We start from the raw sequence: 619 nt of genomic DNA, 5'->3' as shown, positions 1-619 counted from the left end.
TTCAGGAGTAAGGGCTAAGATTGTACCATTTCCTGGAAGTGCAATTCCCATAGCTTCCATTAAAGTATTCATTGAGTTAGCTGTAAACATACCAGAGCATGAACCACCACTTGGACAGGCATTACACTCGATATCTTTTAACTCTTCTTCATTCATGTCACCTTTTTCAAACTTACCTACAGCTTCAAATGCAGTTGCTAAATCAATAGGATCACCATCTTTAGTATGACCTTTTTGCATTGGTCCACCAGAAACAAATACAGTTGGAACATCAACTCTTAATGCACCCATAATCATACCTGGAACGATTTTATCACAGTTTGGAATAGCAATCATTGCATCTAGTTTGTGTGCATTCATTACTGTTTCAATAGAGTTTGCAATTAATTCTCTTGATGGAAGTGAGAATAACATCCCATCATGTCCCATTGCAATACCATCATCAACACCAATTGTATTAAACTCAAAAGGAACACACCCATTTGCTTTAATCTCTTCTTTTATGATTGCTGGAACTTTATCTAAAAAGAAATGTCCTGGAATAAGTTCAATGAAAGAGTTTGCTACTCCAATAAATGGTTTATCAAAATCTTCGTCTTTTAGTCCCGTAGCTCTTAAT

The 619-nt window shown here is 35.9% G+C and carries 1 protein-coding gene; it reads right to left on the bottom strand.

All coding sequences use genetic code 11. The features are described 5' to 3' along the window. On the bottom strand, positions 1–619 hold a 619-nt coding region (locus B0174_RS12050; protein ID WP_205663530.1), incomplete at both ends, for a dihydroxy-acid dehydratase domain-containing protein.

Source organism: Arcobacter caeni, assembly GCF_003063245.1.
Taxonomy (GTDB): domain Bacteria; phylum Campylobacterota; class Campylobacteria; order Campylobacterales; family Arcobacteraceae; genus Aliarcobacter; species Aliarcobacter caeni.
The sequence above is the reverse complement of the archived record's forward strand: the minus strand, read 5'-3'. Positions and strand labels throughout refer to the sequence as shown.